The 23,071-nt window shown below is 65.1% G+C and carries 20 protein-coding genes; 10 read left to right on the top strand and 10 right to left on the bottom strand.

Translation table 11 applies throughout. The features are described 5' to 3' along the window. Positions 1 to 4: 4 nt before the first annotated feature. Positions 5 to 214, bottom strand: a complete 210-nt coding sequence (locus BRSPCE3_RS23335; RefSeq protein WP_244068622.1) for a hypothetical protein — start codon at positions 212 to 214, stop codon at positions 5 to 7. A gap of 189 nt (positions 215 to 403) precedes the next feature. Further along, positions 404 to 610 carry a YdcH family protein gene (locus tag BRSPCE3_RS23340; protein WP_024583705.1) on the bottom strand — a complete coding sequence of 69 codons (207 nt, stop codon included), beginning with the start codon at positions 608 to 610 and terminating at the stop codon, positions 404 to 406. Positions 611 to 850: 240 nt separating this feature from the next. Here BRSPCE3_RS23340 and BRSPCE3_RS23345 point away from each other — a divergent pair, with 240 nt between their 5' ends. Further along, positions 851 to 1,036 (top strand): YdcH family protein, encoded by a 186-nt coding sequence (locus BRSPCE3_RS23345; RefSeq protein ID WP_016847370.1) that lies wholly within the window; start codon positions 851 to 853, stop codon positions 1,034 to 1,036. A 92-nt stretch (positions 1,037 to 1,128) separates the two neighbouring features. Here the strand turns inward: BRSPCE3_RS23345 and BRSPCE3_RS23350 are convergent, their stop codons facing one another. Then, positions 1,129 to 2,298 carry an NAD(P)/FAD-dependent oxidoreductase gene (locus tag BRSPCE3_RS23350; protein ID WP_375709952.1) on the bottom strand — a complete coding sequence of 390 codons (1,170 nt, stop codon included), beginning with the start codon at positions 2,296 to 2,298 and terminating at the stop codon, positions 1,129 to 1,131. 192 nt (positions 2,299 to 2,490) lie between these two features. On the opposite strand from BRSPCE3_RS23350, the gene BRSPCE3_RS23355 reads away from it, so the two are divergent. The 3 genes from BRSPCE3_RS23355 (at position 2,491) to BRSPCE3_RS23365 (ending at position 8,798) form a co-directional block, all read left to right on the top strand. Further along, complete coding sequence (locus BRSPCE3_RS23355; protein WP_244068626.1) at positions 2,491 to 5,178, top strand: EAL domain-containing protein; 2,688 nt, start codon at positions 2,491 to 2,493, stop codon at positions 5,176 to 5,178. Between the two features lie 339 nt (positions 5,179 to 5,517). Continuing rightward, the gene (locus tag BRSPCE3_RS23360) at positions 5,518 to 7,041 is read left to right on the top strand and encodes an ABC-F family ATP-binding cassette domain-containing protein (RefSeq protein ID WP_244068628.1); all 1,524 of its coding nucleotides are present in this window, start codon (positions 5,518 to 5,520) and stop codon (positions 7,039 to 7,041) included. A gap of 290 nt (positions 7,042 to 7,331) precedes the next feature. After that, complete coding sequence (locus BRSPCE3_RS23365; RefSeq protein WP_244068630.1) at positions 7,332 to 8,798, top strand: glycerol-3-phosphate dehydrogenase; 1,467 nt, start codon at positions 7,332 to 7,334, stop codon at positions 8,796 to 8,798. A 160-nt stretch (positions 8,799 to 8,958) separates the two neighbouring features. On the opposite strand, the gene BRSPCE3_RS23370 is transcribed toward BRSPCE3_RS23365, so the two are convergent. The 3 genes from BRSPCE3_RS23370 to BRSPCE3_RS23380 all read right to left on the bottom strand — a co-directional run bounded on the left by BRSPCE3_RS23370 (position 8,959) and on the right by BRSPCE3_RS23380 (position 11,705). Then, entirely contained in the window at positions 8,959 to 10,188 is a 1,230-nt protein-coding gene (locus BRSPCE3_RS23370; RefSeq protein WP_244068662.1) for a tetratricopeptide repeat protein, read from the bottom strand. Positions 10,189 to 10,455: 267 nt separating this feature from the next. Further along, positions 10,456 to 11,025 carry a hypothetical protein gene (locus BRSPCE3_RS23375; protein ID WP_244068631.1) on the bottom strand — a complete coding sequence of 190 codons (570 nt, stop codon included), beginning with the start codon at positions 11,023 to 11,025 and terminating at the stop codon, positions 10,456 to 10,458. Positions 11,026 to 11,240: 215 nt separating this feature from the next. Then, positions 11,241 to 11,705: a DUF1801 domain-containing protein gene (locus BRSPCE3_RS23380; RefSeq protein ID WP_244068633.1), complete on the bottom strand. Its 465-nt coding sequence runs from the start codon at positions 11,703 to 11,705 to the stop codon at positions 11,241 to 11,243. Positions 11,706 to 12,056: 351 nt separating this feature from the next. On the opposite strand from BRSPCE3_RS23380, the gene BRSPCE3_RS23385 reads away from it, so the two are divergent. The 3 genes from BRSPCE3_RS23385 to BRSPCE3_RS23395 are packed head-to-tail and all read left to right on the top strand — an operon-like array spanning position 12,057 to position 14,907. Continuing rightward, positions 12,057 to 13,181 (top strand): ABC transporter ATP-binding protein, encoded by a 1,125-nt coding sequence (locus BRSPCE3_RS23385; protein WP_244068635.1) that lies wholly within the window; start codon positions 12,057 to 12,059, stop codon positions 13,179 to 13,181. Further along, positions 13,178 to 14,092, top strand: coding sequence for an ABC transporter permease (locus tag BRSPCE3_RS23390; protein ID WP_244068637.1), 915 nt, complete (start codon positions 13,178 to 13,180; stop codon positions 14,090 to 14,092). Before BRSPCE3_RS23385 ends, BRSPCE3_RS23390 begins: the two co-directional genes overlap by 4 nt. Further along, positions 14,092 to 14,907: an ABC transporter permease gene (locus tag BRSPCE3_RS23395; protein WP_244068638.1), complete on the top strand. Its 816-nt coding sequence runs from the start codon at positions 14,092 to 14,094 to the stop codon at positions 14,905 to 14,907. Before BRSPCE3_RS23390 ends, BRSPCE3_RS23395 begins: the two co-directional genes overlap by 1 nt. A gap of 91 nt (positions 14,908 to 14,998) precedes the next feature. Here BRSPCE3_RS23395 and BRSPCE3_RS23400 read toward each other — a convergent pair whose 3' ends face one another. The 4 genes from BRSPCE3_RS23400 to BRSPCE3_RS23415 all read right to left on the bottom strand — a co-directional run bounded on the left by BRSPCE3_RS23400 (position 14,999) and on the right by BRSPCE3_RS23415 (position 20,499). After that, positions 14,999 to 15,850, bottom strand: a complete 852-nt coding sequence (locus BRSPCE3_RS23400) for a carbohydrate ABC transporter permease (RefSeq protein WP_244068640.1) — start codon at positions 15,848 to 15,850, stop codon at positions 14,999 to 15,001. Further along, on the bottom strand, positions 15,847 to 16,716 hold the full coding sequence (locus tag BRSPCE3_RS23405) for a carbohydrate ABC transporter permease (protein WP_244068642.1): 870 nt from the start codon (positions 16,714 to 16,716) through the stop codon (positions 15,847 to 15,849). Before BRSPCE3_RS23405 ends, BRSPCE3_RS23400 begins: the two co-directional genes overlap by 4 nt. Before the next feature lie 216 nt (positions 16,717 to 16,932). Further along, complete coding sequence (locus tag BRSPCE3_RS23410; RefSeq protein WP_244068644.1) at positions 16,933 to 18,318, bottom strand: ABC transporter substrate-binding protein; 1,386 nt, start codon at positions 18,316 to 18,318, stop codon at positions 16,933 to 16,935. A 219-nt stretch (positions 18,319 to 18,537) separates the two neighbouring features. Beyond that, the gene (locus BRSPCE3_RS23415; protein WP_244068646.1) at positions 18,538 to 20,499 is read right to left on the bottom strand and encodes an AsmA family protein; all 1,962 of its coding nucleotides are present in this window, start codon (positions 20,497 to 20,499) and stop codon (positions 18,538 to 18,540) included. Positions 20,500 to 20,743: 244 nt separating this feature from the next. Between BRSPCE3_RS23415 and BRSPCE3_RS23420 the strand changes: the two genes are divergently transcribed. From BRSPCE3_RS23420 to BRSPCE3_RS23430, 3 genes are read left to right on the top strand one after another with little or no spacing between them, the layout of a single operon-like run. Further along, on the top strand, positions 20,744 to 21,451 hold the full coding sequence (locus BRSPCE3_RS23420) for a CoA transferase subunit A (protein WP_244068647.1): 708 nt from the start codon (positions 20,744 to 20,746) through the stop codon (positions 21,449 to 21,451). Between the two features lie 24 nt (positions 21,452 to 21,475). Continuing rightward, the gene (locus tag BRSPCE3_RS23425) at positions 21,476 to 22,126 is read left to right on the top strand and encodes a 3-oxoacid CoA-transferase subunit B (protein WP_097677082.1); all 651 of its coding nucleotides are present in this window, start codon (positions 21,476 to 21,478) and stop codon (positions 22,124 to 22,126) included. A 1-nt stretch (position 22,127) separates the two neighbouring features. Continuing rightward, complete coding sequence (locus BRSPCE3_RS23430) at positions 22,128 to 22,772, top strand: GNAT family N-acetyltransferase (RefSeq protein WP_244068648.1); 645 nt, start codon at positions 22,128 to 22,130, stop codon at positions 22,770 to 22,772. Positions 22,773 to 23,071 lie beyond the last annotated feature (299 nt).

The following is a 23,071-nucleotide window of genomic DNA, read 5'->3' on the forward strand; positions in this document are numbered from 1 at the left end:
AGGATCAGGCGGCGTCGCTCGCCGCCTGGGCGCGTGCCGGCACGCAGCCGGCGGTGATCGCGGCCTGCAATTCCTCGAGCTCGGCTTCCAGATATTCATTGGCCATGATCAGCGCCTTGATGGTGCTGCGCAGGTTGCCGTCGCACATCGCGATCGCCTGATCGCAGGCCTTCTCATAGTGGCTGTGCTCGGGCAGGGAAGGCGGTGCGGACATGGCGAAACTCCCTCGGATGATGGCTGGCGGCTGGGGCGGCATGTTCTCTTTTTGTTCTTGAGGAGTCAAGCGCGGAGAATCCTGCTCGCCTCGATTGCCGGGAACGTGAGGCCGATGGGGTGCTGTGGATGACGGGGAAAACCGCCGGGCCGATCTGAACCCGGGTGGCCATATCGCAAGGCGCGCGCGTCAGGCGATGATGTCGGGCGTGATCTGGTCTTCGATGAAGGCGATGCGATCGCGCAATTGCAGCTTCCGCTTCTTCAAGCGTTGCAGCATCAGGAGATCCGGCGCCGGCGACTGATGCAGCGCATCGATCGCGGCATCGAGGTCGCGGTGCTCTTGTTGCAGACGCGCAAGCTCGGCGAGGAGTTCGCGCTCATCCTGATCGTTCATGGCTGCGTATTGACTGATAAGCACGAAGAGGTTGTTGCGGCCGAAGCAGCCGCGCTTCGGAATATCCTCCCTGAGCGCGCGCCGCGCAAGCCGAACCGGTTCCATAGTCACGATTGGTTACAGATAAACCGAAATGCGTGGGTGCGGCATTTCGCGTTTCCTATCGACAGTACCGCCCACTTGTGTACACTCGACCGTCCGGATCGAACCTGAGGTTTAACGCACCGAGGAGAGTTCGCAATGGCAATACAGGCCCATCTCATTGAGCTGGAGCGTAAACACAAAATACTCGAGAACGAACTGCACGAAGCGCTCGTTCACCCCTCCGTCGACGATCTCCATATCTGCGAGCTGAAGCGACGCAAGTTGATGGTCAAGGACCAAATCGAGCGGCTGAGACTGTCCGCCGACGACACGGTCCACTAAGCCGGTCCCCCGCAAATCAGCAAATAAATCTGGCCTTTCACCGAGGGATGAGCGCCAAAGCGCGCGTCCCCCGGGAGGCTTGCTGCGTTTGCTCAGAGCTGCGCCAGCGCGCCGACATGCTCGGCGACCGCGAGCGACGACGTCAGCCCGGGTGACTCGATCCCGAACAGGTTGATCAGGCCGGCGACCCCGTGATCGGCCGGGCCCTGGATCAGGAAATCCTGGGTCGCGACCGCCGGCGGCACGATCTTGGGCCGGATTCCCGAATAGCTCGGCATCAGCGCCCCGTCCGGCAGGGTCGGCCAGTATTTCCGGATCGCCGGATAGAACCGCTCGGCCCGATCAGGGTCGACCGCGTAATCGATGCGATCGATCCATTCGACGTCGGGGCCGAACCGCGCCTGTCCGGCCATGTCGAGCGTCAGGTGCACGCCGAGCCCGCCGGGCTCCGGCACCGGATAGATCAGGTGCGAGAACGGCGCTTTTGCGCTGCAGCTGAAGTAATTGCCCTTGGCCAAATAGGCCGTTGGAATCAACCCGATGGGCATGCCTTCGACATTGCGCGCGACCGCCGTGGCGCCAAGGCCCGCGGCATTGACCAGAAGGTCGCAGGCCAGCGTCATCGGCGCCGCACCGCCGGCCTCGATCTCGAAGCCGTCAGCCGTGACCCTGGCGTGGAGCAGCGGCGTGTGGAAGGCGAACGCCGCGCCGGCCGCCTCGGCGTCGCCGCGCAGCGCCAGCATGTAGGCATGGCTGTCGATGATCCCGGTCGAGGGCGACAGCAGCGCCGCGTCGCAGTTCAGCGCCGGCTCCAGCGCGCGCGCCGCCGCGCCGGACAAGAGTTGCATGTCGTCGACGCCGTTGGCCGCGGCATGGGCGCGGATCGATTGCAGCTTCTCGGTCTCGCCCGGTGTGGTGGCGACGATCAGCTTGCCGCAATTCTTGTGCGGGATGCCGTGCTCGGCGCAGTAGCGGTAGAGCGCCCGCTTGCCGCTGACGCACATCCGCGCCATCAGGCTGCCGGCCCGGTAGTAGATGCCGGCATGGATTACCTCGCTGTTGCGCGACGAGGTCACCGTGCCGATCGCCTCGGCCTCTTCGATCACAATCACTTCGCGGCCGGCCTGTGCCAGCTGGCGCGCCACGGCGAGGCCGATCACCCCCGCCCCGACGATCACGCAATCAACCCTGTCCATCTCGTCCTTCAGGTCCGAATATTTCCGCGCGGCCACGCCCTTGCCGCAACCGCCAACACCGTTCAGCCGATCCGATCGCTTTGGGCAAGTGGTTGGGCCATCTCAAATAGTTGGGGAGCCATGCCCCGTTAGTGCAGCATTAATCATGTCAGGGCAATTGCCGTATATTTGGCCGCATTTTCCGGCCGCGTCCTGACGCGTTTACCCGATCCAAACCGCCGGAGCCGGACACTCGCCCCGGAAATCCGCGGGTGATCGATGGCTGGCAGGAAGTGGCAGGCGGGCGGGAAGATTTCGATTCCGGCAAGGGCCGTGCTTTGCCTGATCGCTGCCGTCGTGCCCTGCGCTGCCGCCGAGGCCGGCACCGGCGCGTTCGCGCCGTCGACCTATCTCGGTGACCTCGATCCCGGCGTGGTCTGGGAGCTTCTGATCGGCAGCGTGGTGCTGGCGTCGTTTCTCGGCGCGATCGGGCTGTGGATCCTCTCGGCCTTGCGCAAGGCCAAGCGCGCCCAGCTGCGGCGCAGCGCCTTCGTATCGTCGGCGCTCAACCATCTGAACCAGGGCGTGGTGATGACCGATGCGCGCGAGCGCATCGTGTTCTGCAACGACCGCTATCTCGACATCTACGGCCTCTCGCGCGCCGACATCAGGCGCAACATGACCGGCACCGAGCTCCTGGAGCTGCGCCGCGACCGCGGCGTGCTCGACATCAGCGCCGAGGAATTCTTCAGCCGGGCCGCGGCGCCCGAGGGGCTGGTCACCGAGCTGCCCGGCGGCAGGTCGGTGCTGGTGAAATATTTCCCGCTGCCGAACGGCGGCTCGGTCGCGACCCATCTCGACTGCACCGATCAGCGCAAGCTGTCGCGCCAGCTCGCCTCGACCACCCAGTTCCTGGAATCGGTGCTCGACAACGTCCCTGTCTGCGTCGCGGCCAAGAACATCGAGGACGGCCGCTATATCTTCGCCAACCGCGCCTTCGAACGCTTCTCGCGGTTCTCGCGCGATCACATCGTGGGCAAGCGCGCCGACGAGATCTTCCGCCCCGAGACCGCGGTCAGCATCGACACCGCCGATCGCGCGGCGCTGAACGCGCCGGAAGGCTATCACCGCAGCGAATTCTTCGTCGAACGCGGTTCAGAGAAGCGCATCCTGGCGTCCAACCGGGTGATCGCCCGCAACGAGGCCGGCGATCCGGAATTCCTGATCGCGCTGTTCGAGGACGTCACCGACCGCCGCTCGCTGTCGCGCGAGCTCGAGAACAACAAGAAATTCCTCGAGCTCGTGGTCGACAACATCCCGGTCTCGCTGATCGTGCAACGCGTCAGCGACGGCCGCTATCTGCTCGCCAACCGCAGCGCCGAGACGATCCTCAATCGCCGCCGCGAGGACGCCGCCGGTCTCACCGCGTCCGACATCTTCAACGCGCGCGAAGCCAAGCTGATCGTCGCCCGCGACGAGGCCGCGATCCGCAAGCGCAGCATGATCGCCGAGGAGCACCCGATCTCGACCAAGGACGGCCTGCGGCTGTTCCTGACCCGCCGCATGACCGTGCTCGACGACCATGGCGAGCCGCAATATCTGATCAAGACCCATGAGGACGTCACCGACCGGCGCCAGACCGAGTCGCGGATGGCGCACATGGCCTATCATGACGGCCTGACCGATCTGCCGAACCGCGCCGCCTTCCTGCAGGCGCTGACCCAGATGATCGAGGCCTGCGACGGCACCGACGAGGAGTTCGCCGTGCTCTGCGTCGACCTCGACGGGCTGAAGGAAATTAACGACGTCTACGGCCACGCGATGGGCGACAAGGTGCTGATCGAGGTCGCGCAGCGCCTGCAGACCGTGGCGCGCGGCGGCGTCGTGGCGCGGCTGTCCGGCGACGAATTCGGCCTCATCATCGACGGCAAGCAGCCGGCCGCCGGCATCGCGCTGGCCGAGCAGGCCGCCGAGGCGCTCGGTCAGGATTTCCTGATCGACGGCAAGTCGGTGCGCACCGGCCTCACCGCCGGGATCGCGGTGTTCCCGCACAATGGATCCGACGCGGCCTCGCTGCTGGCCAATTCCGGCGCGGCGCTGTTCCGCGCCAAGGCGAAGTCGCGCGGCACGATCTCGATCTTCGAGCCGGAGATGGACCAGCAGATCCGCGATCGCCGCGTGCTGCACCAGGAGCTGTCGGTCGCGATCAAGAACGGCGAATTGTCGCTCTACTACCAGCCGCAGGCGGCCGCCGGCGGCAGCGTTGCGGCCAGCCGGATCATCGGTTTCGAGGCGTTGGCGCGCTGGCACCATCCGGTGCGCGGCTTCGTGCCGCCGAGCGACTTCATACCGCTCGCGGAAGAAAGCGGCCTGATCGTCGAGATGGGCGAATGGATCCTGCGCGAAGCCTGCCGCGAGGCCGCCTCCTGGGCCGTGCCGATGCAGGTCGCCGTCAACCTGTCGCCGGCGCAGTTCACCCATGGCGACCTCGTCGGCCTCGTGCATTCGATCCTGCTCGAGACCGGGCTGACGCCCGACCGCCTCGAACTCGAAATCACCGAGGGCGTGCTGATCGAGGATTTCGACCGCGGCCTGTCGCTGCTGCGGCGGCTGAAGGCGCTCGGCGTCCGCATCTCGATGGACGATTTCGGCAGCGGCTATTCCTCGCTGAGCTACTTGCAGGCGTTTCCGTTCGACAAGATCAAGATCGACCGCGCCTTCGTCATCAATCTCGGCCGCAATCCGCAGTCGGCCGCGATCGTGCGCGCGGTGATCGATCTCGGCCATGGCCTCGAAATGTCGATCGTCGCCGAAGGCGTCGAGACCGAGGCGCAACTCGGCTTCCTCGCGGACGAAGGCTGCGACGCGGTGCAGGGCTATCTGATCGGCCGGCCGGCCCCGATCGGTCAATTTGCCGCGCTGGTCGGCGGCGACCTGCTCGCCGAAACCGTGCGCAGGGCCGGGTAGGCGAGCCCGAACCGGCCGGCTGTGCTTGCCATCCGTTGCACGTCCGGTTACCGTCGAAGCACCACATCATTCTGGCCGAGAAAGGAGGGCTGCGTCGTGGCGAGATACAACGATCCCCACCTCAAGCGTGGCCCCGTCAACGCCCTGCAGATGCGTTTGCAGGGCTGACCGGAAACTCGTCTAAAATCTCTTCCTGGTCTGCCCTTCGTGGCCGTGCGGCGCCGAGCGTTTGAGCGTTCGCGCCAGCACATGAATCCCTCGCCGCGCTTCGACACGCACATCCGATGATGGCTCGTGCCTCCGGATGTCGTGATCGCCGGCAAGACCAGAGAATCGATCGTGTCCCTCATCAATGTCCGCAATCTCGGCGTGACGCTGAACGCGCCACTGTTTTCCGAACTGAATTTCGTCGTCAATGCCGGTGACCGGATCGGCCTCGTGGCCGCCAACGGCCGCGGCAAATCCACGCTGCTGCGCTGTATCGCTGATGCAATGGAGCCTAATGAAGGCGACATCACCCGTTCGCGCGGGCTGACCGTCGGTCATGTCGAGCAGGATGCACCGCCGAGCCTCTTGGATACACCGTTCCACGCCGCCGTGCTCGCGGCACTTCCCGCCGAGCAACGCGCCGGCGAAAGCTGGCGGGTCGACGTCGCCTTGCAATCGCTCGACGTGCCCGACGAGCTGTGGCCGCGATCGCTGAAGCAATTGAGCGGCGGCTGGCTGCGGTTTGCCCTGCTCGCCCGCGTGCTGGTGACCGAGCCCGACGTGCTGCTGCTGGACGAGCCGACCAACCATCTCGACCTTGCCAAGATCGGCCGGCTCGAGGCCTGGTTGAACGCGCTGCCGCGCGAGATGCCGGCGGTGATCGCAAGCCACGATCGCGCCTTTCTCGACGCGACGACCAACCGGACGCTGTTCCTGCGCCCGGAGCGGTCGCCGCTGTTCGCGTTGCCATACACCGCGGCGCGCGCGGCGCTCGACGAACTCGATGCCGCTGACGGGCGGCGCTATCAGCGCGACATGAAGACCGTCCGCCAGCTGCGGCAGCAGGCCGCCAAGCTGAACAATCTCGGCATCAATTCCGGCAGCGACCTTCTGCTGTCGAAGACCAAGCAGCTGAAGCAGCGCGCCGAGCGACTGGAGGAGACGGCGAAGCCCGCCCATGTCGAACGCTTGGCCGGCGCGATCCGGCTCGCCAACCGCGACACCCATGCCAAGGTCCTGATCAGGCTGAACAACGCCGCGATCGCTACGCCCGACGGCAGGCCGCTGTTCAGGACCGGCCAGCAGTTCATCTGCAAGGGCGACCGGATCGCGCTGCTCGGGCCGAACGGCGCCGGCAAGACCCGGTTCGTCGCGGCACTGCGGCTGGCGATCGAGAGCTCCGAAGCCGCAGCCGCCGAGATCCGGGCCACCGAGTCATTGGTGCTTGGCTATTGCGACCAGGCGCTGGCCGATCTCGCCGATAGCGACACGCCGATGCGCATGCTGACGCGGCGCTTCGAGGTCGGCGACCAGCGGGCGCGCGGCCTGCTCGCCGGCGCCGGGCTTTCGATCGAGATGCAGGGCCGTCCGATCGGGCGGCTGTCGGGCGGGCAGAAGGCCCGTCTCGGCATGCTGGTGCTGCGGCTCACCGAGCCGAACTTCTATCTGCTCGACGAGCCGACCAACCACCTCGACATCGAGGGCCAGGAGACGCTGGAGGAGGAACTGATGGAACAGCAGGCCAGCTGCCTCCTGGTGTCGCACGACCGCCAGTTCGTGCGGTCGGTGGCCAACCGGTTCTGGGTGATCGAAGGCAAGAAGCTGATCGAGGCCGATGGCCCCGAAGGCTTCTTCGCCGCGGCCTGCGCGGATTAGCGCGTGATGGAGTCCGATTGGAGCGCTGTCAAAATATCGAAAACAACCCCATGCACAGTAGCCGGTGGCGCCCGGCGCTCGGGCAGGCGACTTGACACGTCGGGCAACTCAGGGGCATTATTCCAATATTCCGAAATCGTGCAAGCAAACGCCCGCCCGCGCCAGCGGGAGAGGTGGCGTGCGCCGTGAGAGCGCTTCATCAGGACATCATGTCGTTCAGCGCCATGCCTTGACGCTATTTGGGTACGAACACGTATTTCGTTCGCATTCAAATGCGATAGGCGTTGCGCATGGCGGATCATGATCTCGCGATCATCGGCGGTGGCCTGAACGGCACGAGCGTGGCGCGTGATGCGGCCGGCCGCGGTCTGCGCGTGATCCTGCTGGAGCAGGGCGATCTCGGCTGCGGCGCGTCGCAGGCCTCGCCACGGCTGGTGCACGGCGATCTGGCCGGGCTGGAACGGCGCGAGTTCTTCCGCGTCCGCAGGGCGCTCAGGGAGCGCGATGTGTTGCTGCGCATCGCGCCGCATCTGGTGCGGCCGGCACGCTTCGCGATCCCGGCGCATGCCGAGGAACGGCCGCCGTGGCAATTGCGGTCGTTGCTGCTGCTCTACGAGCATCTCGCCTCGCGCAGCGGCCTGCCGCGCTCGGCGACGCTGGACGTCACCCACCATCCGGTCGGCAATGCGCTGAAGCGGCCGTTCGGAACCGCGTTCGAATATTCCGACTGCGTCGTCGACGATTCCCGGCTCGTCGTGCTCAACGCCGTCGATGCCGCGGCGCGCGGCGCCGATATCCGCACCGGCGCACGCGTGACCCGGGCCGAGCGCGGCGAGACCTGGCGCCTGGTCGCGATCGACCGCGGCTATCGCCGGGTGATCACGGCGCGGTCGCTGGTCAACGCGACCGGTGCGTGGGCCGCCTCCGTCGCCGAGACCGTGCTGCGCGTGCCGGTGCCGCAGCTCGCGACCGTGCAGATCAGCCAGATCGTGGTGCGCCGCCTGTTCGACTGTGACAACGTCTATGTGTTCCAGAACCCCGACGGGCAATTGATCTTCGCCAGTCCCTACGAGCGCGACTTCACCCTGGTCGGCAGCATCAGTCATCCCTTCAAGGGTGACCCTGCCATCGTCGCGATGGGAGTGCGTGAAGTGGCCTATCTCTGCGATGCGGCCAATCGTTACTTTCGGGAGCAGATCGCGCCCGCCGACGTGCTGCGAACGATCTCCGGCGCCAATTCCGTCATCGCTCCCCCGCGCCGGAGCAGGCGCGATGGCGCCGGGTCGCTCGACTATCGGCGTGGCAAGGCCCCGCTGCTGACGATCTTCGGCGGCGATATCACCACCGCGCGGCGCCGCGCCGAGCGGGCGGTCTCGGAGTTCACACGGTTCTATCCGATGACGCCGCGCTGGACCGCAACGGTGCCGCTGCCGGGCGGCGAATTCGCCTGGCAGCGCTTTGAGGACGAGGTCGACATCGCCCGCGACCGCTGGCGCTTCCTCGGCGAGGCCGAGGCGCGGCGGCTGGTGACCGCCTATGGGTTGAACGTGAAAGACATAATGGGCGATGCGAAGGAGAAGGCCGATCTCGGTCCGGCCTTCGGCCCGGAGCTGACCGGCGCGGAGGTGCGCTACCTCATGCGCAAGGAATGGGCGCGTTTTCCCGACGATGTCCTGTGGCGCCGCTCCAAGCTCGGCCTGACCATGCCGCAAGCGGATCAGGATGCGCTTGCGGCGTTCATGGCGAAGGCCGATTGAGCTTCGACTTTCAAACCTCCCCTTGAAAAGGGGAGGTCGCCTTGCTCGCCAGAGCAAGGCGGGTGGGGATCTGCTCTCTCGGCTCGCAGCGGCGTCTGCGGCTGACCCCCATCCCGACCTTCCCCCTTTCAGGGGGAAGGAGAGCAGCTTCCGGCAGTGGCTATTGCCGCGCCGCCTCCTGCGACCAGGCGAGGTCACGCTTGGATGGACGGCGATGCAGCCGCTCCGAGATCAGGCTCGTTGCTCGGCGGCCCTGGCCGGCGCGCAGGCACGCGACGATGAAGGTGTCCTCCCACAATTCGCGTTGCGCGTGGCTGCCACCGATCCGCACCAGCTCGGGCATCAGCGGCGCCAGGATGCGTACGGCGTTGTCATGGTCGCCGGCCGCGAAGGCCGCGATTCCCCGGCCGAGCCCGATCGCGGCTGGGCCGGGCGCCAGTTTGCCGTCGGCGTCACGCGCCGCCATTTCGGCGAGCCGCGTCTCGAGCGCGTCATTGTTCGTCGTGGCTGCGACCAGCGCGTGGTGGACGTCGGCGAAATGCGCGCCGGCCTTCGGGAAGTGCCCGTCGCCATAAGCGGCGACGTCCTTCCAGTGCGCTTCGAGACCGGTCTTGCCGGCAACCGACAGCCGCCACAGCAGCGAGGCCGTGTCGGTATAGATATTGAGCGGCGGATAGGGCCGGTTGGCCGGCTTGATGTGCTGCTCGTAAATGTCGAGCGCGCTGTCAGCGTCGCCTTCCTCGATGGCGATCAAGGCGAGGTGCCAGGCAAGATGGCCCTGGAGGAAGCTGGTGCGATCATTCGCCGGCAGCCAGGCGGAAAGGAAGCTGCGGCCCTCCGACCCGTCGCCCTGCTCGAACAGCGCATGCGCCACCGCATGCGCGGCGCCGGCGTTCTCCGGCTTCAGCGTATAGCCGCGCTCGGTGATGGCGCGGCCCGAGACGACATCGCCGGCCTCGGTTTTCGACCAGCCGAGATAGGTGAGGAACCACCAATCGTCGCCATAGTCGCTGACGTAACGCTCGGAGATGGCGAGCCGCGCGGCGTCATGGTCGGACCGGCCGGAGAAGGCATAGAGGCCGAAGGCGCCGAGCAGCAGTGACAGCACCTGCGCATCGCGCGGATACTCGGTGAGATGCTGTTCGGCTGACGTCATCGCCGTCTTGGCCTGCCCCTCGATCACCGACGCCATGATCTCGATATGCTGGCGCTCGCGCGGGCTCGCCGCCGCGGCCAGCCGTCGTGCATCGGCCGCCTTGGCGCGGGCCTTGGCGCCTTCCATGTTGAGCTGGTGCACGCGGGCGCGGCCGATATGGGCCAACGCGAAATCCGGGTCCTCGGCGATCGCCGCCTCGAACGCGGTATCCGCGCCGTGCAGCGCGGCCAGCATGCGATCGACGCCGTCGATATAATGGGAGGCAGCGCGGTCCGAAGGGGTCGTCAGCGGCAGGCCGTAGCGGTCGTGGATCATCGGTTGTCCTCCCGAATTCGGCTGCGAAGTCTAGGGCATGCACTCATAAAGGCAACGAGCCACTTCGGGACTTACGTCCGCTTAGCCCTCGACAGCATCGCAAGAGCGGACGTCGCCGGAGGTCCGAGTTGGGCCAAGAGCTGACATTGGGGTCTGCCGCTATTCAAGAACGTCTTCGCTTCAGAACTAAGCACCGCTTTTGGGATGGATGCGGCGAACCTCCAGTTCTTCCCACCGCGTCATGACTTTCGTGTTGAAGCGTGCCTGATCAAACCTGACTTCGCCGTCATCCTCGACCAGAAAGATATCATCTTGGGACGCGACGGCTTTGAGAAAGCGATGCGAGCGAATGTCGAGATTTACTAACCCACCACGGTACGCGAAATGGCTGTGCAGGTACTCAAAGGCGAACATCGCAACACAGTAGTTGTCGAAAGTCTCGAATTTTAGAAAGTTAGCGGCCTCGCATTCGTCTAAGGTCACAACGGGCTTAAAAAAGATTCTCGATTGGCCGGGAAGACGAGTTGTCCAACGAGGCGGGTTCGGCTCGTAAAGCGGCTTCAGAGCACCAACTTCGTTCAGCACCCCTGCGGGCCATTCCCAGCGCCCCGAACCTTCGACATAGAACGCCTCATGCAGCGTGCCATTTTCATCAGGAAGCGATTGGAGCCAACCCTGCGTTCGGTCGAGATCAATCTTCCGATAAACCTCGAACAGAAGCTCGTAAACGATCGCAGCCACTGTCGCGTTTTGCATTCCTCGATCTCCTGATACCGGCTCACGCTTGTCCGTCAGGGTTATTTGTCAATCCCTAAGAAATTCGCCGGGGGATGACATGGAATATCCGCTTCGGGTGAAAAGCCGCCTATGGCGGCCGAACCGGGGACTTCCGATTACCCTCGCAGAGCCGACCTTCCCGATGGTCATGTCGACTGTCAGCTTACGGCCAGAAGCGGCAGCCGCCAGGAGGCCTATTTCTTCTTCTTCCCCCCGACGAACGGTTTCTCGGCGGCCTGAGCCATCCACGAAAGCACCTGGTCTTCGTCGAGCTCGTCCATGGCGGTCAATTCGACGCCGCGGGCGGCCTTACCCATTCCGATCGGTGTCACCGGAGGTTCTGGTTGCAGTTCGTTGCCTCGGATGAACATCAGCTTCAGATGACCGACGAATGCGCCGGAAGTGAAGCACCACCCATCGGGAACGCCATAGTAAGCCATTCCCCATTTCACCGCGCGTTTGAGGTCCGGCAGTATCCTGGAGGCCAAGGCATCGACATGTTTGGCGATGCTCTTCTGCGGTTCAGGAAGGCTCTCGATATAGGCAAATACCGGCTTGTCGCCTTCGGCCGCTTTCGCAGGACTCGCCTTGCCGGTCATCGCTACCAGAAGCTTGACACTTTTTGCCTGTGGCGTTCCCGTGTCTTTTTTTACTGCCATGGCCCCAGCGACCTAATTCGTGATGCGGCAGCGGATACGGCCCACAACCGATCTCGTTTCGACGCTAAGCCTATCCTCGTCTACCGGCGGCACAATGACAGCTCTGGGTCAAAAGGCGGTACGTTTCAGGCTGAACAAGTGCCTTCCGGTTTGTACCCCAAAGCCGACGCAACGCATTTAAGAGCCCGCCCTGGCAGAGGCGCGGGGGCCCACAATATTGCGGGAGATGTCCGTGAGGCGGTTGAGCCGGTGGCGATCCGCCGTTAGTTTGCCGTCACAATCGGACCTCAAGGGGAATCGGGGCTTGCGGACGTGACATCGGGCGAAGCGACTGCGGAGGCGGCAAAGCCGTTGCCTGAACCGGCCGTCTCGGACATACCGCTGCTGCGGATCGAGGGCGTCGCCAAATCGTTCGGCAATTTTCGCGCGGTCGACAAGCTCTCACTGGATATCCGCGCCGGCGAGTTCTTCGCGCTGCTCGGCCCGAGCGGCTGCGGCAAGACCACGCTGCTGCGCATGCTCGCGGGCTTCGAGACGCCCGACGAGGGCCGCATCCTGCTCGGCGGCAACGACATCGCCCAGGTGCTGCCGCATGCGCGGCCCGTCAACATGATGTTCCAGAACTACGCGCTGTTCCCGCATCTGTCGGTGCGCGACAACATCGCCTTCGGGCTGAAACGTGCCGGCATGGCGCGCAAGGATATCGCGACCCGCGTCGCGGAGATGGTCGCGCTGGTCAAGCTCGAAGGGCTCGAGAAGCGCAAGCCAGACCAGCTCTCCGGCGGACAGCGGCAGCGCGTCGCGCTGGCGCGCTCACTGGCGCGCCGCCCGCAGGTGCTGCTGCTCGACGAGCCGCTCGCCGCGCTCGACAAGAAGCTGCGCGAGAGCACGCAAGGCGAGCTGATGGAGCTGCAGCGCCGGCTCGGCATGACTTTCATCATCGTCACCCACGATCAGGAGGAGGCGATGACGATGGCTGGCCGGATCGGCGTGATGGATGCCGGACGGCTGGTCCAGGTCGCCACCCCGCGCAATCTCTACGAGGCGCCGGCCTCACGCTGGATCGCCGAGTTCGTCGGCGACATCAACCTGTTCAACGGCCAGGTCGCTGCCCGCGAGAATGGACGGTTGACGGTCTCGACCTCAGAAGCAGGCACGCTCGCGGTCAGCGAATTGTGGCCGCCGGTGACCAAGCAGGTCGTCAGCGTCGCGATCCGCCCCGAGAAGGTGAAGCTGTCGCGCCGCGCGCCGGCCTCGGATGCGGGCGCGCCGCAGGCGATCAACCGGCTGGAGGGCGTCGTGATCGACGCCAATTATCTCGGCGGCGTGACCAGCTACCGGGTCAAGCTGGAGACCGGCGCGGTGGTGCGCGCATCGATGGCCAACACTGCGCGGCTCGATGTCGACGCCTATCTCGCCGGCCAGCGCGTGGTGGCGTGGTTCACCGCCGACGACTGCCTGGTGCTGGAGCAATGAGCGCGCGCCGCATCTTCGCCCGGCCGGCGCGGCTCGCCGCGATCGCGCCCTATCTCTGGATGGTGCTGTTCTTCCTGGTGCCGTTCGGCTTCGTTCTGAAGATCAGCCTGTCGCAGACCGCGATCGCACAGCCGCCCTATATGCCGGTGTTCGATGTCACCGAGGGCCGCGCGGCGCTGGCGGCGGCGTTTGCGCAACTGTCGTTCGACAATTTCCGCCTGCTGCTGCAGGACAATCTGTACATCCTGTCCTATCTGCGCAGCCTCGTCGTGGCCGTGACCTCGACCTTGATCCTGCTTCTGATCGGCTATCCCATCGCCTATGGCATGGCGCGGCTGCCGCAGCGCTGGCAGGGCGTGGCGATGATGCTGGTGATCGTGCCGTTCTGGACCTCGTTCCTGATCCGCATCTATGCCTGGATCAACATCCTGCAGCATGACGGCCTGCTCAACCAGATCCTGCTGGCGCTGCACCTCGTGTCCGCGCCGGTGGTCTGGCTGTCGACCGACAGCGCGATGTATCTCGGCATCGTCTATTCCTATCTGCCGTTCATGATCCTGCCGCTCTATGCGACGCTGTCGAAGCAGGATGGCTCGCTGCTGGAGGCTGCGGGCGATCTCGGCGCGTCGCCGCTGCGGGCGTTCTGGCTGGTGACGTTCCCGCTGTCGCTGCCGGGTGTCGGCGCCGGCGCGCTGCTGTGTTTTATTCCCATCGTCGGCGAGTTCGTGATCCCCGACCTGCTCGCCGGCTCCAATTCGCTGATGATCGGGCAGACGCTCTGGCTCGAATTCTTCACCAACAAGGATTGGCCGGTGGCGTCAGCCGCGGCGGTCGCGCTGTTGCTGCTGCTGGTGCCGCCGCTCGTGCTCTATGACCGCCTGCAGCGGCGTCAACTGGGGACCAACGGCTGATGGCGCGCACCGTCACCAGGTTGACGCGCTTCAACATGACCTCGCTGGCGCTCGGGCTCGCGTTCCTCTATCTGCCGATCGTGATCCTGGTGATCTACTCGTTCAATGCATCGCGGCTGGTGACGGTGTGGGGCGGCTGGTCGCTGCGCTGGTATCACGAATTCTTCAACGACCGCGCCATGCTGGAGGCGGCCTGGATGAGCCTGTCGGTCGCCGCGGTGTCGGCAACGCTGGCGACGCTGCTCGGCACGCTGGCGGCGGTCGGGCTGGCGCGGGGCGAGCGGTTCCGGGGGCGGGCGTTGTTTTCCGGCATGCTGTATTCGCCGTTGGTGATGCCCGAGGTGATCTCCGGCCTCTCATTGCTGCTGCTGTTCGTGGCGCTGAATGCCGAGCGCGGCTTCTGGACGGTGACGATCGCCCACACCACGCTGACGATGTGCTTCGTCACCGTTGTGGTGCAGTCGCGCCTTTCCGCGCTCGACCGCAGCCTGGAGGAAGCCGCAATGGACCTCGGCTGCGATCCGGTGCGCGCGTTCCTGATGGTGACGCTGCCGCTGATCGTGCCGGCGATCGTGGCGGGGTGGATGCTGGCCTTCACGTTGTCGCTCGACGACGTCGTGATCGCGAGCTTCACCACCGGTCCCGGCTCGGCGACATTGCCGATCCGGATCTATTCCGAAGTGCGGCTCGGCGTGAAGCCCGAGATCAATGCGATCTGCACGCTGGTGATCGCGCTGATCGCCGTGATCATCGTGGTCGCCTCGTTCGCCTCGAAATTGTCGAGCTCGCAGGGCGAGAGCGCCGCGCCGCTATAGCCTCTCGTTTCGACGCTTTTTCCTTGCGCGACACATCTTCGTGCAAGGGAGCCTGGCTAGCGTGCTCACCTCACGTCAGTGCTCTGAGGCCTCAGGACTTCACCGCGCCGGCGGTCAGCCCGCCGACCATGTAGCGCTTGAAGGCGTAGTAGACCGCGGCCGGCGGCAGCGCGTAGATGAAGCCGGTGGTCATCAGCAGCTCCCACGGCGAATCGTCGGCGGCGAGGAAGTTGCCGAGCGCGACCGGCAGCGTGATGTCGGTATCCTTCGACAGTAGCAGGAACGCGTAGAGATATTCGTTCCAGGCGAGCAGGATGGCGTAGGTGCCGACCGCGACCAGCGAGGGCATCATCAGCGGCACATAGACCAGGCGGAACAGCTGCAGCGTTGTGGCGCCGTCCATCGTCGCGGCCTCGTCGAGCTCGACCGGCAGCTTGTCGGAGGCCTGCTTCAAGACCCAGATCGCGTAGGGCGCGGCGATCGTCACCATCGCGAGGATCAGCGACCAGTGATTGTTGAGCAGCCCATAGGTGCCCATGGTGCGGTACATCGGCACGGCGAGGAACGCCGCCGGGATGAAATAGGTGAACAGCGCCATGTTCATCACCACGCGGCCGCCCGGCACCCGCAGCCGCGAGATTGAGAACGCAGCCGCGGTGGCGACGAACAGCGTCAGCGCGCCGACGGCGAGCGCGATCACCGTCGAATTCCAGAACTGGATCCAGAAGTCGCGCAGGAAGTAATGCTGCTGGTGGAACACGATCGAGAAATTATGCAGCGTCGGATGCGTCGGCCACAGCTTGCCGGTGAACGCGTCCTCCTTCGGCGAGATCGCGAACACGAACATGTGGTAGATCGGGATCATGGTCCAGATGAAGACCGGGATGCCGATCAGCAGCAGCTTGGCTTCGGTGCCGACGTCGCGGAGGGTGGGCAGCTTCATCGCGACAACCGTTTCATCATGTAATAGACCAGCGGCAGCACGAACGGCATCGCGCAGACGATCGAGGCCATCGCCAGCGACAGCTGGTCGAGCCTGAGATAGCGGATGCCGAGCGTCGACAGCACATGGGTGAGGTCGGCGGGGCCGCCGCCGGTGAGCAGATAGACGCTGTTGAAGTCGCCCAGCGTCCAGATCATCGAGAGCAGCGTGCATGTGATGTAGAGCGTCTGCATCGACGGCCAGGTGATGTAGCGGAATTTCTGCCACCAATTGGCGCCGTCGACGTCGGAGGCCTCGTAGAGGTCCTGTGAAATGGCGAGCCGCCCGGTCAAGAGGATCAGCGTCCAGAACGGCAGCGACTTCCAGATGTGCACGCCGATCGCCATCGCGAGCGCGACGGCCGGATCGTTCAGCCAGTTCGGGCCGTCGTCGCCGGTGAACTTGAAGATCAGCTGGTTGACCACGCCCCATTCGGGATTGAGCATGAAGCGCACCGACAGGATGGTCGGGATCGAGGGCACTGCCCAGGGCAGGATGAAGATCACGGACAGCCACCTGATCCACGGCCGCTGCTGGGCGAAGAAGCCGGACAGGAACAGCGCGATCAGCATCTTGATGTTGATGCCGATGACCAGGAAGATCAGCGTGTTGACCGCCGCGCGCGCGAAGATCGGGTCGTGATAGAGCGCGACATAGCTCGACGGATGGCGCGCCAGCCACAGGCCGTAGCCGACCGGATAGACCACGAAGGCGAGGAAGACGAGCAGATAGGGCGCCAGCAGCGCGATGCCCCAGACCTGCGGCGGCGACAGCCGCGCCGACAGCGGCGGCGAGGGGGCATCGGATGCGGAGAGCGTGATCGCCATTCGGTTACTCTAAGAACGAGATGTCGCCTACGTCGTCGTCCCGGCGAAGGCCGGGACCCATAACCACAGGTCCCGGTCGTTGCGCGAAAGCCGATGACCAGACTCTACCAAATTACTGCCGCGGCGTCGCGATGAGCGCGAGCGCTCACGCTCGGGTCCCGGCCTTCGCCGGGACGACGCGGAGCAAGTGTCGGCAGAGCCGGTCATTCCCTTACACTACCCCGCGACCTGCTTGATGCGGGCGATCAGTTCGTCGACGGCCTTGTCCACCGGCACCTTCTCGCTGACGACGCGGTTCATGGCCTTGGCCCAGACGTTCTCGTTGTTGAGGATGGTGAACTTCCAGTTCTTGGTGAAGTCGAACGGCGCGGTGCCGCCGGTGAACTGGTTCCAGACCGCCTTGCGATGCCGGTCGGCCTGCCAGAACGGGCTCGCCTGGCTTGCCTTGGTCACCGGGAACCAGCGGCCGAGCGCACCCTCGACATAGGGCCGCACGTTGTCTTCCTGCATCAGGAACGCGATGAACTGCTTGCCTTCCGCCTTGTTCTTGGCGTTGGCGAAGATCAGCCCGGTCTTGACGTCGGAGCGGTACTTGATGGTCGAGCCGTCCGGTGCCTTCGGGAAGGACGCCGTGATGATGTCCTGCTCATAGGCCTGCTTGCCGGCGGCGCGCTGCGCGTCGGTCAGCGCCGGGTTGGTCGAATCCTCGAACCACTTCGCCGCGATCGAGATCGTGAAATTGTGGGTCATCACGATGGTCTTGTTGTGGAAGGCGACGTTGTTGTCCGGATCCTTCCAGGTCGTCGAGGACGGCGGCGTGCAGCCCTTGATGTAGGTGTCGGTGTAGTCCTTCAGCGCGTGGATCAGGCCGTCGCGCACCTTGGGATCGTCGACCAGGAGCTTGCCGTCGTCGTCGACCAGCTTGACGTGGTAGGCGTCCATGAAGGTGTAGAACGACTGGAACGAGTCGGTGGATTCGACGCCCATCGGCTGGCCGACGCCGTAGATGCGCTGGCCGGTCGCCTTGCGGATCCCCGGCTGCACCTTGTCGCACCAGAACGACCAGTAGTCCTCCCACTTGGTCGGGATGTCGGCGGCCTTGAAGCCGGCCTTGTCCAGCATGTCGCCCCAGATCTGGACGTGCATGCTCTGCTGCTTCAGCGGGAAGCCGTAATAGGACTTCTTCTTGGTGACGTCGTTGTAGAGCAGGGCGGCTTCCAGCGTGTTCGGCGCGAAGGCGTCCTTCATCGGCATCATGATGTCGGACAGGTCTTCGAGCTTGCCCTCGAACGCCCACTTGCCCTGGGCCTGCACGTCGTAGGTGTCGGAATAGGCGACGTCGGGCACCGTGCCGGAATCGAGCGCAGCGACCGTCTTCGGAATCATGTCCTGGATCGCGTATTGCGACAGCTCGACCTTGATGCCGGTCTTGGCCTCGAATTTCTTGATCGTCTCGAGCAGCGCGTCATCTTCGGATTTGTAAAATCCCTTGCCCCACCAGACGGTGATCGTCTTGCCCTGCGCCAGAGCGGGAGCAGTTGCGGCGAACAGGCCGACCGCAGCGACCGCAATTGATAGCGCACCGATAACCTTGGATCTCACGTTGTTCTCCCTCATGACGCGGTTTTTTAACCGGTTGGGTAAAACACTAGCGCATGCCCGTGACCTGATAAAGATGTCGCATCGACGACTTCTGTAGGGGGCTTGCGGCGAGAGCGTGGATCAGTCCCGGTGCATCCATGCGGAAAGTGAATGGATCGGTCGGTTCGAGCCTGGTCAGTTCGACTGGGCTGTCAGTTCGACCTGTTCAGTTCGACCTGTTCAGTTCGACTTGGCATTCTCGGCCGATGTCGCCGGTGCGTTGCCGGGCGGGCTCGCCGCGGCATCGGGCGCCGGTGCCCGCGCGCTGCCGCCGGTGAAGCGCTCGATCACCGAGCGCACGGTGTCGCGGGTCTTGCGATCCTTCACCGCATCGAGCAGCGGGGCGGATGCCGGCGAGCGGCGGATCAGGCTTTCCGGATCGGGGAAGATCAGGGGATCGTCCCACGGGCCTTGAATGACGAACGGCAGATCGAACCCGTTGCCGCCGCCGGCGGCCGAAGTCAGGCTGGCGACGCCCTTGAGATCGTATTCGCGCGACGGCACCGAGGCGGTGCCGGTCAGCGTGATCTTCGCAGTGGGGCTTTCGACACGGATATCGTCGGCGGTCGCGACGCCGTCGGCGAATTTCACCGAGATGTTGAGGTTGTCATAGGGCGTCGAGCCGGAGCGGAAATTGCCGCCGCCGGACAGCGGCCGCTTCTCCAGCCGCCGCAGCAGCTGCTCGACATTGAAGCCGGCGATTGCGCCGTCATGCCCGTTCAGCGTCGCGGTGCCGTCCAGCGACGACGCCAGCCCGAACGGGCTCGAGCCTGAGGCCATCAGCGAGACGTTGAGGTTGCCGCGCCCGGACAGCTTGTTGATGCCGAACAATTCGCTGGCGCAGGCCTGCAGATCGACATCGGTGAACTGGAATTGCGCCCTGACGTCGGCGACCGCGTCCGAGCGCGCGATCGCGAACGAGCCCTTGGCGATGCCGCCATACATCTGCGCCTCGCCGACGCTGAGCGCCAGCGCGCCACCGCGCAGATTGGCGCCGAACGCGGTGCGGCCGAGCTTGGACGGGCCGACCGTCACCTTGGCGGCCGACAGGCGCATGTCGAGATCGGTCGACGACAGCGAGGACAGGTCGAACAGCTGCCTGTTCCAGTCGCGCTGGCCGCTGGCCAGCAGGCGGAACGTCGAGATGTAGGGCGTGAAATCCAGATTGCCGGCGGCGAGCGTCGCCTGCAGCGTCTGCCGGCCGTTGTTGACGTAGGTCATCACGCCCTCGGCGACATTGCCGTCGAGCTCGACATTGACGTTGGTGAAGGCGACCGAGCCGCCGACCACATTGGCGCGGGCCTTCAGCGCGAAACGGCCGAAGCCGCCCCCGCCGCCGGGGGGCGCCTGCCCCATCCAGCGCAGCGCGTTGCGCAGCGACGGCGAGTCCATGGTGGCGGTGCCTTCCATCATCAGGCTGGTGCGGTTGGCGACGGTTCCGTCGAATGCAACCTTCAGCGGCGCGCTGGCGAGCCGGGCCTTGAGGCCGGACCGGTTGCCCGACAGCAGGGCGACGAAATCGCTGGCGCTGATCGAGCCGTCGACGCGCTCGCCGCGCCAGTCGAACTGGCCGGTTGCGGCAAAGGAACGCGAGATCGACGGCCAGGCCAGCGACAGGTCGATGTCGCCGAGCTGTTCCGAAATGCTGTTGGCCCCATCCTGGTAGTTCAGCTCGCCGTCCTGGATCCGGATTTCGGAGAACGACACCTGATTCTCGGCGCCCGGCGTCATCGCCTTGGCGATGGTCTCGACGAACGGCGTCCAGTTGCTCTCGCCGGCGGTATCGCGGACCACATGGATGTGCGGCCGCAGCATCATCACGTCGGCGATCTCGAACCGCCGCAGCAGCAGCGGCAGCAGCCGCAGATTGGCGGTCATCACGTCGACCTGCAGGGCGGGACCGATGGTATCGGCGCCCTTCAGCCCGACATTATGAAAAGAGACGTAGCTGCCGGGAAACACCGAAACGTCGATCGGGCCGTTGACGACGAGCTCAAGCCCGGTCACGGCGCGGATCTGCGCCTCCACCGCGCGCTGCAGCGCGTCCCGGTTGAGGAACCACGACGTTCCGACCAGCCCGACGACGGCCAGGCCGAAAAGCGCCGCGATCGGCATCCCCAGGCGCTTAATTCCTTGGGCCATCGTCAATGACATATCCGGGTCGGGTTGAGGTTTGTCGGGTCGTCGTCGAACACAGCGGGCGCTCGCCGGAGGCCCCTGCCAACCCACGCAACTTGAAGGGTTTTCTTGACGCTTTCAAGGCCATGTTGATGTCGCGGGGTGTCGCCTGTCGCCGCACGGGGCCGTCATTGACGCATTGCGAAGATTTCGCCTAATAATCCGCTTTGACACAGCCGTTCCGCGCCCTCCATCAGGTATTCGCTGCATGAACAAAGTTTATCCCGACGCCAAATCGGCACTCGATGGTCTCCTCAAGGACAACATCATGATCATGTCGGGCGGCTTCGGCCTCTGCGGCATCGCCGAGACCCTGTCGGACGCGATCCGCGAATCCGGCGTCAAGGGCCTGACCGTCGTCTCCAACAATGCCGGCGTCGACGGCATCGGCCTCAGCCGGCTGCTGGAGACGCGCCAGATCAAGAAGATGATCTCGTCCTATGTCGGCGAGAACAAGCTGTTCGCCCAGCAATATCTCGCCGGCGAGCTTGAGCTCGAGTTCAACCCGCAGGGCACGCTGGCCGAGCGCATCCGCGCCGGCGGCGCCGGCATCCCGGCCTTCTACACCAAGACGGGGGTCGGCACGCTGATCGCCGAAGGCAAGGAAGTGAAGGAATTCGACGGCGAGAAGTACATCATGGAGCGCGGCCTGTTCGCCGACGTCGCCATCGTGCATGCCTGGAAGGGCGACACCGCCGGCAATTTGGTCTACCGCAAGACCGCGCGCAACTTTAACCCGATGATGGCGACCGCCGCCAAGGTCACCGTCGCCGAGGTCGAGCATCTGGTGCCGGCCGGCGAGATCGATCCGGATCACATCCATACCCCCGGCATCTTCGTCAAACGCATCATCGAGGTCGGGACCGGCAAGAAGCGGATCGAGTTCCGCAACACCCGTCCGCGGCCCGCCGCTTAAATCACACCTTTTCAGGAGAGCCTCATGGCCTGGACCCGTGAACAGATGGCCGCCCGCGCCGCCAAGGAGCTGCGCGACGGCTATTACGTCAATCTCGGCATCGGCATCCCGACGCTGGTTTCGAACTACATTCCCGATGGGGTCGACGTGAACCTGCAGAGCGAGAACGGCATGCTCGGCATGGGCCCGTTCCCCTATGAGGACGAGGTCGACGCCGATCTCATCAACGCCGGCAAGCAGACCGTGAGCGAGCTGCCCTCGACCAGCTATTTCTCGTCGGCCGATTCCTTCGGCATGGTGCGCGGCGGCCATATCGATCTGTCGATCCTCGGCGCCATGCAGGTGGCGCAGAACGGCGACCTCGCCAACTGGATGATCCCCGGCAAGATGGTGAAGGGCATGGGCGGCGCCATGGACCTCGTCGCCGGCGTCAAGCGCGTCGTGGTCGTGATGGAGCATTCCGCCAAGGACGGCGCGAAGCTGCTCAAGCAGTGCAACCTGCCGCTGACCGGCGAGCGCGTGGTCGACATGGTCGTGACGGATCTTGCCGTGTTCACCATCGACAAGCACGGCAAGGACGGCATGGCGCTGATCGAGCTCGCCGACGGCGTCACGCTCGACGAGGTCAAGGCCAAGACCGAGGCGGAATTCCGCGTCGCGCTGAAGAACACCTGAGATGTGTGGTGCGGGACGATCCTCGATCCGTCCCGCACGATCCGACGACGCCGGCTTCATCGCCCGCATTGTGCTGGCCGCGCAGCGCGGCCCGTTGCCACGCGGCTGGTTCGACTTCGCGCTCGATCGTCCGGAGGCGGAGTGCCTCGCGTTCATGACGCGGCTCGCCGTGGCGCGGGTGCGGTCATGGTACCATGTCGCGCATTTCCTGATCGCTGAAGTCGACGGCGTGCCGGCCGCCGCGCTGTGCGCCATGCCCGCATCGGGCACGGTCGTCGCCGCGCGCACGGCGATCGAAGAGGTCGCGGCGGAGACCGGCGTGGACGCCGACGGCATCGTCGCGCGCGGCGCCTATGCCCGCAATTGCTGGGTTCAGGGCGGCGAGGGCGACTGGCTGATCGAGCACGTCGCAAACCAGGGACCGCATCGCGGCGGCGGTCTGGTGCAGGCCCTGATCGGCCGTGCGCTCGCCGACGGCAAGGCCGCCGGCTATTCGCGGGCATCGATCTCGTTCGTGATCGGCAACGACGCCGCCGAGCGCTGCTACGCCAAGGCGGGCTTTGCGTTCGCCGAGGAGAAGCGCGACGCCGCGTTCGAAGCACTGACCGGCGCGCCGGGTTTTCGCCGGTTTGCGCGGGCGATGTGAGGGCGGCGGCGAGGGGCACGTAGCACGTGGTTATAACCACCGCCGTCGTCCTGGCTTTCGCCAGGACGACACTGATTGTATAGCGCGGCCTACATCCTCAATCGTCGTCCCTGCGAAAGCAGGGACCCATAACCACCGCGTTGCGTCGTTGAAGAGGGCTGTAGTCCCAGCGTCGTGCGACAATTGAGATTCGTGGGTATGGGTCCCTGTGTCTGGAAAGTCTGTCATGATGGGGTGGGCGGGAAGCCGTTGGGTCCTTGGCGCTTGACGCCGTGAGCCGGCTCGGTCTCCCGCCCGTT

The organism is Bradyrhizobium sp. Ce-3 (genome assembly GCF_022835695.1).
Lineage (GTDB): Bacteria > Pseudomonadota > Alphaproteobacteria > Rhizobiales > Xanthobacteraceae > Bradyrhizobium.